Raw genomic sequence first — 8,662 nt, 5'->3', positions numbered from 1 at the left:
TCAGAAATTGTCAGCCAAATCACCAGTTCGATTCTCAACCGGATGGAGCAGGAAGGGCTGAGTGCCGATATCCAAGGGCGCGAAAAAAAATCTCTACAGCCTCTACAAGAAAATGGTCAGCAAACAGTTGTCATTTTCAGAAGTGATGGATGTTTATGCGTTTCGCATCATTGTTGATGATGTGGACGCCTGCTACCGAATGCTGGGGGTAGTTCACAATCTATACAAGCCGGTACAAGGCAAGTTCAAGGATTACATCGCCATTCCCAAAGCCAATGGTTATCAGTCTTTGCATACCGTTTTGTTTGGTCCTTTTGGCGTGCCGATAGAAGTTCAAATTCGTTCGCGTGATATGGATCATATGGCCGAGGCGGGTGTTGCAGCGCACTGGCTATACAAGACAGGTGAGTCCGTTGGTAACACGCTTGCTCATCGCAAGGCGAGGCAGTGGTTACAGGGTATCCTGGAAATGCAGAAGGGCTCGGGAGATTCGACGGAGTTTCTGGAAAATCTGCGTATTGATTTGTTCCCTGACGAGATTTATGTGTCAACGCCCAAAGGTGAGATCTTCACTTTGCCACGTGGCGCTACGGCTGTGGATTTTGCCTACGCAGTGCATTCGGATGTGGGTAACAGTTGTGTCGCTGCCAGAGTGGGACGGCACCTGGTGCCGCTTAGCACACAGCTTGAAACCGGGGAATCAGTTGAGATTATTACCGCGCCGGGTGCGCATCCGAACCCGGCCTGGCTAAACTTTGTGGTGACACCGAAGGCACGGACCAATATTCGGCATTATCTCAAGCACCTGCAAAGTGAAGAGGCGACACAACTTGGCCAACGTCTGCTGAGTAAGCATCTGACGGCGTTTTCGACCACGCTGGACAAAATCCCACAGAAGCGGATTAAGGCGCTGGTCAAAGAGTTTGAGCTATACCATTTCGATGAGCTGTTGCGTGATATCGGGCTGGGTAACCATTCGGCGTTACTGGTTGCCCAAAAGCTGGTGCAAGAGGCGGCACCAGAACGTGAAACACAACCGTTGATGATTGCCGGTACAGAAGGCATGGTGGTCAGCTTCGCGCGCTGCTGTCATCCGATTCCTGGCGATCCGATTCATGGCTATGTCAGTGCCGGTCGAGGCATCATCATCCACCAACGCAGCTGCAAAAACACGACGCATCTGCGGGTGCAAAATGAGAAGTGGCTGGATGTCGCCTGGGCGCAGGATATCAAACGTGAATTCCCGGTTGATTTGATGGTGCATGTGAAAAATCAACGTGGCGTGCTGGCGACTATTGCTGCCAGTGTTTCAGAGGCAGATTCCAATATCGACAATGTCATTGTTGACGAGCGCGATGGTGGTTACTCTGATCTGCGCCTGACCATCGAAGTGCAGGACAGGCAGCATCTGGCTCGTGTGATTCGTCGCCTGCGCCGACTTGATATGGTTGAACGCATCAGTCGAATCAATACCTGATTTTTTCAATTTGCTGCAACTTGCAGCCGTACAGGAGAAACTTGTTTTATGTCCCGACAAATTATTCACACCAGCGATGCACCCGAAGCGATTGGTACTTATTCGCAGGCGGTCAAAGTGGGCGATGTAGTTTACCTTTCAGGTCAAATCCCGTTGGTGCCAGAAACCATGACTGTGAACGAAGGTGATTTTTCAGCTCAGGTGCGTCAGGTTTTTGATAATTTGTCAGCGGTTGCCAAAGCCTCGGGCGGTAATCTGCAAGATATCGTCAAATTGAATATTTTCCTCACAGATTTGAGTTATTTCGGCACTGTTAACGACATCATGGCCGAATACTTCCAAAAGCCATATCCCGCTCGGGCAGCGATTGGTGTCGCAGCTCTGCCTAAAGGCGTACCGGTGGAAATGGATGCCATCATGCACATTGCTGACTGATTGACGGCTGGCGGAAAGGATGCCGCAAGTGGCCGACAATGTTCTTGCACAACCAGTGACTGTGCTCAAGGGAGTGGGCGACAAGCAAGCAGAAAAGCTGGCGAAAATCGGTATTGAGACAGTGCAGGATTGCCTGTTTCATCTACCTCTGCGCTATCAGGACCGCACTCGGCTGATGCCTTTGGGCTCGCTCAGACCACATCAAGAGAAACTGGTGGAAGGTGTCATCCAGTTATCACAGGTGAAATTTGGACGTCGTCGTTCTTTACTGTGTCAGATCGCCGACGGTACCGGCTCGCTGTGGTTGCGCTTTTTTCACTTTTCCAAGGCGCAGCAACAACAATTGGCCCGTGGCATGAGAATCCGTTGCTTTGGTGAAATTCGTAACGGTCCATCAGCGCTGGAAATGGTTCATCCGGAATATCGCTTACTCACCGGCACAGAGCCTGTCCCGGTAGACAGTGAACTAACGCCGGTTTATCCCACCACCGAGGGCATGCATCAGCTCTCCTTGCGTAAACTTATCGGGCAGGCACTTGCGTATTTGGAACAACAGCAAATGCCTGAATTACTTCCGGATGCGCTGCGCTTGCATGATGTTGCTCACTACAAGCTCAGTGAGGCGCTAAAGTATGTGCATCTGCCGCCGCCCGATGTCGATGTTCAACAACTGATCGACAGGCGGCACCCAGCTCAGCGCAGACTGGCCTATGAAGAATTGCTGGCGCAGCAACTGAGCATGCGCAAGATTCGTATTAATACTCAGCGGCACCCGGCGCCCGCCATTCGCGCCGATAATCGTGCGCAAAAGGCCTTGTTAAACAGTCTGCCATTTCCGTTGACAGCAGCACAGCAGCGCGTCATCGGCGAAATTTTGCAGGATTTGGCACAAGATATTCCAATGCAGCGACTGGTGCAGGGTGATGTGGGGTCCGGCAAAACAGTGGTCGCTGCAATTGCTGCGGTAGCGGCGGTAACCGCCGGATATCAGGCGGTGATGATGGCTCCGACGGAGCTTTTGGCAGAACAACATTATCAAACCTTTCTGCAATGGCTTGAACCGCTGGGTATGACGGTCGGCTGGTGTGCAGGCAAGCAGACCGCATCACAACGCAAGCAGATGCTCACGGCATTGGAACAGGGAGATATCAGTGTTGCGGTAGGCACACATGCCTTGTTTCAGGATCAAGTGGTCTTCAATAAACTGGGGCTGGTGATTATTGATGAACAACATCGCTTTGGTGTGCATCAGCGATTGGCACTGCGAGACAAAGGGCGCCAGCAAAACTCGATGCCTCATCAACTGGTGATGACCGCAACTCCGATCCCGAGAACATTGGCCATGACGGCTTATGCCGATTTGAATGTCTCCGTGATAGATGAACTGCCGCCCGGACGAATACCTGTCACCACAGTATTAATCTCCGATAGCCGACGACAGGAAGTGATCGACCGGGTGCATGCTGCCTGTCAGCAGAAAAGACAGGTGTATTGGGTGTGTACCCTGATTGAAGAGTCCGAGCACTTGCAATGTCAGGCCGCAGAAGATTCGGCCCAACAGCTGCAACAGGCGCTGCCTGACTGCAGGATTGGACTGGTCCACGGGCGCATGAAACCTCGCGAAAAAGAACTGGTAATGCAGCAATTCAAGGCAGGTGAAATTGATTTACTGGTGGCGACCACGGTGATTGAAGTGGGTGTGGATGTACCCAATGCCAGCCTGATGATTATTGAAAATGCCGAACGTCTGGGGCTTGCGCAGTTGCATCAGCTTCGCGGTCGGGTCGGGCGAGGCTCAACCCAGAGCCACTGCGTTTTAATGTATCATCCACCTCTGTCGGAAAATGGTCAGGCCCGACTGAAATGTTTGCGTGAAAGCAATGATGGCTTTGTCATCGCACAGCGTGATTTGGAAATCCGGGGGCCTGGTGAATTATTGGGCACCAGACAGACTGGCTTACCGCAATTCAGGGTCGCCGACTTGTTTGACGATCAGGATTTGCTGATGGCCATCGGCAGTTCGGCTGATGCCTTTCTCAGAGATTACCCGGATCAAGCCGAGCAGATGATTAAGCGCTGGTTCGGCAACAAAATTGATTTTGGACAGGTTTAACAAAAGCATGCGTGACTGGAGTCGCTGGTATTGGCCGGAGCAATTAAATATTCCGGCAAAGGTTCGCCACTGGATGGTGGATCAGGGCTCACTGACCCGACGTTTGCAGACCATCAGTCATCATGGGTTTTCCGTGGACTGGCTGGGTAGTCACTGGCAAAAACCCTTGGTTGAAGAACGACGATGGCTGAGTTTGCCGCTCGAACAACTGGCCTATCAGCGACAGGTTCGTTTACTGGACGGGGACACGGCACTGGTATTTGCCAGAACCATTGTACCGCTTGCCACCTATCTCAATAATCGACGTCGTTTCACAGCACTGGGCAACAGACCGCTGGGGGAAATGTTGTTCAACGATGTTGCTGTCCAGCGTGGCCCGATTCAGGTGGCACAATTGCGACGTGATAGTGCGCTGTTTCGTGAGGCAAGTGCTCTGGATCCGGTAGCATCAGTATCGTTGTGGGCACGTCGTTCGTGTTTCTATCTGCAGGGTGAGCCACTGCTGGTCAATGAGATATTCCTGCCGGCCTTATGGAGTGTGGTTGAGTGATGAAGCAGAGTACTGTGATGGCCTATGTGCAATTGATGCGCCTTGACCGGCCAATCGGCATTTTATTGCTGTTATGGCCGACCTTGACGGCTCTGTGGATAGCCGGGCAGGGGCAACCTGACTGGCATCTGGTGATTATCTTCAGCCTGGGGGTATTGATCATGCGCTCTGCGGGCTGCGTGATTAATGACTTTGCTGATCGAAATGTTGATGGTCTGGTTGAACGCACGCGTCAGCGGCCGCTGGCAACCGGAGCATTATCGGCCAAACAGGCATTGATCTGTTTTTTTGCTCTGTTAGTGCTGGCGTTGTTTCTGGTACTGCAACTGGACTGGCTGACTATCCAACTTTCACTGGTGGCCTTGCTGTTGGCGGTGATTTATCCATTCATGAAGCGCTACACCCATCTGCCACAAATTGTTTTAGGCATGGCTTTTGGCTGGGCAATCCCAATGGCTTTTGCGGCGCAGACCGGCTCAGTCCCAGCAGTGGCCTGGTTATTGTTCCTGGCAAATATTCTCTGGACAACCGTCTATGACACCTTTTACGCCATGGCTGATCGACCTGACGATCTGAAGGTGGGTGTCAAATCGACCGCCATTTTGTTTGGTGAAGATGATCTGACCATTCTGAAGATCCTGCAGCTGAGTTTTTTGAGCGTCATGTTGCTGGTTGGGTTTCAACTGCAGATGTCGCTGATTTTCTATCTGGGGCTACTGATTGCATTGTTATTGTTTGCTTATCAGCAATGGATTGCCGAAGATCGGCAGCCGCGTCAGTGTGTGCAGGCATTTTTGAACAATAACTGGGTTGGCGCTGTGATTTTTGCTGCGGTGGTATTGCATTATCTATATCAGTGATCCTGAACCGTTGTTCTCTAAAGCAATGACAAACAAACACCGATTAATAGTTCAGCGCTGCCTGTTGCAGATGACGATGCTGGCGGCATTACTGCTCAGCCTGGCGGTGGCCGCAACCACCGTATATCGAACCGAAGATGCCGCAGGTCGCATCAGCTTTTCTGATACAGCCTCACAAGATGCAGAAGAAGTTCAACTGGCTGCTCATTCCCAACGCTATCGGGTAACAGTAAAGCGGGTGATTGATGGGGATACAGTGGTACTGGATGATGACCGACGAGTTCGTTTACTGGGCATCAACACCCCGGAAATTGCCAACCGGCATCGAGATGCCGAACCGGGGGGGGAGGCGGCAAAGCATTGGCTTGAACAGCGACTGGCCGATGGCGTGATGTTTATTGAATACGATCAAACTCAATTGGATCAGTATGGACGACTGCTGGCGTATTGTTATGACGAATCCGGAGAAATGCTCAACGAGGGCTTGCTCAGGGACGGGATGGCCATGATGACGATTTTGCCGCCCAATATGCGCCACAGCGAAGTTTTCACGGAACTGGAACAGGCAGCACAGCGGCAGCAACTTGGTATCTGGGCGATGCCGGAATATCAGCGTCGCTCGGTGCAAATACTCAAGCAGTCACCACCTCCCAGAGGTTGGCAGCGCCTGCTTGTCAGGCCCGTGGAAATTGTTGAACAACGCCAATCTGTACTGTTGAGAGTCAATGACCAATTTGCTTTGCGTATTGCGAATGAGCATTTGCCTTTGTTTGATGACCTGAATGATTATCTGAATCAGGACTGGCAGGTTCAGGGCTGGTTATCACGCCGCCAGCAGTCATTTTTCATGCAGCTCAGGCATCCTTCTGCGCTGACTCCCCCTTAAGACAACTGACGGCGATATTCCTTGAGCCGCTGGTGATAGTTTTCTGCATCACCATAATCGATGAAGTCGCGATAGCGTTGATGGGTACCCAGTACCGTTCGGGCATGTTTGATCGGACAAAAATACTGTTCTGTTCTGGCCAGTACTTCCCGAATATAGCCAACCACCCCATTTCCGTAGCCACAATAGGCACAGTGCAGTTTTTCAAAAAAGTTGAGAAAGCCCAATTTGTGTCGATCCAGCACGATATAGTCTGAGCGGCGAACGCGTTTGATACCGTAAACAGGGAAGCAGGTCCATTGATAGAAGGTCACCAGGATATCAATGAGTAACAATGGAATGATCATCGCGTAAATGATCGGCAGGGTGATGATATTGATCGGCCGTACCCCAAAAAACCAGCGCCACAAGCCGGTTTTCAGTTTTTTGTGAGCGGCTCTGACCGAGGCTTCAAACTCGACCTTTCGGCCTTTGATCTTGAAGCCGATGGTATGTCTTTGCTGATTGAGTTCGTGGCGGAGTTCATCCTCAAGTTGCTTGATCTGTTCAAGCAGTTGTTCGATCTTGCCTCTCATTCACCTGCTCCTCTTGTAAGGTCACAGGCTTACCCTATCACGGATTGATTAGTCGATTTGCTTGAGTAGTTCGTCCATGATGTCGTTCATGGTGATAAGCCCCACAAGGTCATTATCTTTCAACACCAGTAGACGCTTGACCCGGTTTTGTCCCATCAGACTGGCAACATGCTGAACTGACAGGCTTTCTCCCACCGAGACAACGGGTTTGACACAGACATCGTAAACGTTGAGCAGGTCAATATCACCCTGTTCAGCGATAACGGTTTTGAGGATATTGGTATAGGTAATCAGCCCATAGGCATCATGCTGGTTTTGCTTTTCAACCACCAGTGATTTGATGCCATGTCGTTTCATTGTGCTCATTGCCTCACGAAGTTTGGCAAACGGCGAAATGGTGACAACATTTTTAACCATGACTTCTTTGACGAGCATAATTCGGCTTCCTGTTTTAAAGCACTTCGCGCAAGTGTTGTTGGAATTTTTCGATTTGAGAGGTATCAATGCCTCCCAGATGTTCCAGTGGCAGGGTAAAAACCAAGCCTTGAGAATCTTCGTTATCGGGCATCAGAAGTGATTGAATCGCCTTGAGCACCTGCAGTGATAGTCCTTTTTCAAGCACCATTAACAAGACGCTTTGACTGCCATCGTAAGTAAGGCCAAAAAAAAGTTTTTTTTCTGGCTATTACTGATGCCGCGAGCGCCCATCAGGGTAATGCCTCCAGCCCCCAGCTCCTTGGCGGCGTCGATTGCCGGTTGTTCCAGTTCCTCTGGCACAATGGCCACGAGAATTGAAAATTTCATGTTTCCACCTTTTTCCACGATGAAACGGCTTGCATCGCGATAGCATAGAGCATGACTGTCACGATTGGAAAGATTGACGCAAAGGCAATCAAACCAAAGCCATCGATGAGTACATTACGGCCTTCAATTGCTGTAGCAAGACCGATTCCCAGTGCAGTGACCAGCGGCACAGTGACTTCAGATGTCGTGACGCCGCCCAAATCGTAAGCCAGCGCTACGATATAGCGTGGCGCCAGGATAGTCAGGATGATGACCAGCGTGTAGCCACCCATGATGTAGTAGTGCATTGAGCCGCCATCAATAATCCTATGGACACCGATGGTGATGCCAAGTGCCACGCCAATAGCCACTAGTATGCGGATGGTATTGCCGTTCAGGCGGCCTGAGGCGGCCTGCTCTGCTTGCTTACCCACTGCAATCAGGGCCGGTTCTGCCATGGTGGTGGCAAAGCCGATTAAAAAAGCAAACAGGTAAACATACCAGTAACCATCCAGATTGATGAGCTGCTCGGCCATGCTTGAACCAATCGGGAACAGTCCCATCTTCAGACCGACTACAAAAGCATACAGTCCGAAGATCACCAGCGCGAAACCAAACAGAATCGCTCTGGGATTACTCAGTGGTCGACGCATCACCAGATACTGAAAAAACAAAATGGTGATGATAATCGGCAACACATCCCGCAGCATTTCGGCCAGTTCCAGTAACATGATCAGTGGCCCTGACAGTTTTTGTGCACTGTCAGCAGCAAGGATGGCCACGGCATCAGGATCAGGTTCAGCGCCCGAAAACACCAGAATTCCGTAGAGTTGCACACTGATCATCGGCACCATCACAGCCAGCGCCACCAGTCCAAAACCATCCGTGAGTGGATTACGGCCACGAATAGATGCGGCAAGACCGATGCCAAGTGCGGCAATCAAGGGCACGGTGACAATATTGGTGSTGAACACCGCCGGAAT

11 protein-coding genes are annotated in these 8,662 nt (G+C 51.0%); 6 read left to right on the top strand and 5 right to left on the bottom strand.

Annotation, left to right across the window (positions count from 1 at the left end):
• Nucleotides 1–61: 61 nt before the first annotated feature.
• Genes MPL1_RS03650 through MPL1_RS03625 form a run of 6 tightly spaced genes read left to right on the top strand, consistent with a single transcriptional unit; the run spans nt 62 to nt 6,321 of the window.
• The gene (locus MPL1_RS03650; RefSeq protein WP_009725778.1) at nt 62–1,477 is read left to right on the top strand and encodes a RelA/SpoT family protein; all 1,416 of its coding nucleotides are present in this window, start codon (nt 62–64) and stop codon (nt 1,475–1,477) included.
• 48 nt (nt 1,478–1,525) lie between these two features.
• Nucleotides 1,526–1,912: a RidA family protein gene (locus MPL1_RS03645; RefSeq protein ID WP_009725777.1), complete on the top strand. Its 387-nt coding sequence runs from the start codon at nt 1,526–1,528 to the stop codon at nt 1,910–1,912.
• Nucleotides 1,913–1,931: 19 nt separating this feature from the next.
• Nucleotides 1,932–4,025: an ATP-dependent DNA helicase RecG gene (gene recG, locus MPL1_RS03640; RefSeq protein ID WP_009725776.1), complete on the top strand. Its 2,094-nt coding sequence runs from the start codon at nt 1,932–1,934 to the stop codon at nt 4,023–4,025.
• 7 nt (nt 4,026–4,032) lie between these two features.
• Nucleotides 4,033–4,575, top strand: coding sequence for a chorismate--pyruvate lyase family protein (locus MPL1_RS03635; protein ID WP_009725775.1), 543 nt, complete (start codon nt 4,033–4,035; stop codon nt 4,573–4,575).
• Nucleotides 4,575–5,435, top strand: a complete 861-nt coding sequence (ubiA, locus tag MPL1_RS03630) for a 4-hydroxybenzoate octaprenyltransferase (protein ID WP_009725774.1) — start codon at nt 4,575–4,577, stop codon at nt 5,433–5,435. The genes MPL1_RS03635 and ubiA overlap by 1 nt, the downstream gene beginning before the upstream one ends.
• Nucleotides 5,436–5,460: 25 nt before the next feature.
• A complete protein-coding gene (locus MPL1_RS03625) occupies nt 5,461–6,321 on the top strand; it encodes a thermonuclease family protein (RefSeq protein WP_009725773.1) in 861 nt (286 codons plus the stop codon).
• Here the strand turns inward: MPL1_RS03625 and MPL1_RS03620 are convergent.
• The 5 genes from MPL1_RS03620 to MPL1_RS03605 all read right to left on the bottom strand — a co-directional run.
• A complete protein-coding gene (locus tag MPL1_RS03620; RefSeq protein WP_009725772.1) occupies nt 6,318–6,896 on the bottom strand; it encodes a hypothetical protein in 579 nt (192 codons plus the stop codon). The two genes, MPL1_RS03625 and MPL1_RS03620, sit on opposite strands and share 4 nt — an antisense overlap.
• A gap of 48 nt (nt 6,897–6,944) precedes the next feature.
• Nucleotides 6,945–7,331, bottom strand: coding sequence for a CBS domain-containing protein (locus tag MPL1_RS03615; protein ID WP_009725771.1), 387 nt, complete (start codon nt 7,329–7,331; stop codon nt 6,945–6,947).
• 16 nt (nt 7,332–7,347) lie between these two features.
• Complete coding sequence (locus tag MPL1_RS14050) at nt 7,348–7,521, bottom strand: hypothetical protein (protein ID WP_235045520.1); 174 nt, start codon at nt 7,519–7,521, stop codon at nt 7,348–7,350.
• Entirely contained in the window at nt 7,521–7,700 is a 180-nt protein-coding gene (locus MPL1_RS14045) for a hypothetical protein (protein WP_235045519.1), read from the bottom strand. The genes MPL1_RS14050 and MPL1_RS14045 overlap by 1 nt, the downstream gene beginning before the upstream one ends.
• Nucleotides 7,697–8,662, bottom strand: a 966-nt coding sequence (locus MPL1_RS03605; protein WP_040576854.1) for a DUF1538 domain-containing protein, incomplete at its 5' end; no start/stop codon positions are given. The genes MPL1_RS14045 and MPL1_RS03605, both read right to left, overlap by 4 nt.

The sequence above is a fragment of the Methylophaga lonarensis MPL genome, assembly GCF_000349205.1.
GTDB lineage: Bacteria > Pseudomonadota > Gammaproteobacteria > Nitrosococcales > Methylophagaceae > Methylophaga > Methylophaga lonarensis.
Note: the sequence above shows the minus strand (reverse complement) of the source record. Positions and strands in the feature narration are given on the sequence as shown.

Coding starts and splice junctions, on each gene's coding strand:
- MPL1_RS03615 (WP_009725771.1), bottom strand. CDS start 7,331: ATGCTCGTCAAAGAAGTCATGGTTAAAAATGTTGTCACCATTTCGCCG.
- recG (WP_009725776.1), top strand. CDS start 1,932: ATGCCGCAAGTGGCCGACAATGTTCTTGCACAACCAGTGACTGTGCTC.
- MPL1_RS14045 (WP_235045519.1), bottom strand. CDS start 7,700: ATGAAATTTTCAATTCTCGTGGCCATTGTGCCAGAGGAACTGGAACAA.
- MPL1_RS14050 (WP_235045520.1), bottom strand. CDS start 7,521: ATGGTGCTTGAAAAAGGACTATCACTGCAGGTGCTCAAGGCGATTCAA.
- ubiA (WP_009725774.1), top strand. CDS start 4,575: ATGAAGCAGAGTACTGTGATGGCCTATGTGCAATTGATGCGCCTTGAC.
- MPL1_RS03625 (WP_009725773.1), top strand. CDS start 5,461: ATGACAAACAAACACCGATTAATAGTTCAGCGCTGCCTGTTGCAGATG.
- MPL1_RS03635 (WP_009725775.1), top strand. CDS start 4,033: ATGCGTGACTGGAGTCGCTGGTATTGGCCGGAGCAATTAAATATTCCG.
- MPL1_RS03620 (WP_009725772.1), bottom strand. CDS start 6,896: ATGAGAGGCAAGATCGAACAACTGCTTGAACAGATCAAGCAACTTGAG.
- MPL1_RS03645 (WP_009725777.1), top strand. CDS start 1,526: ATGTCCCGACAAATTATTCACACCAGCGATGCACCCGAAGCGATTGGT.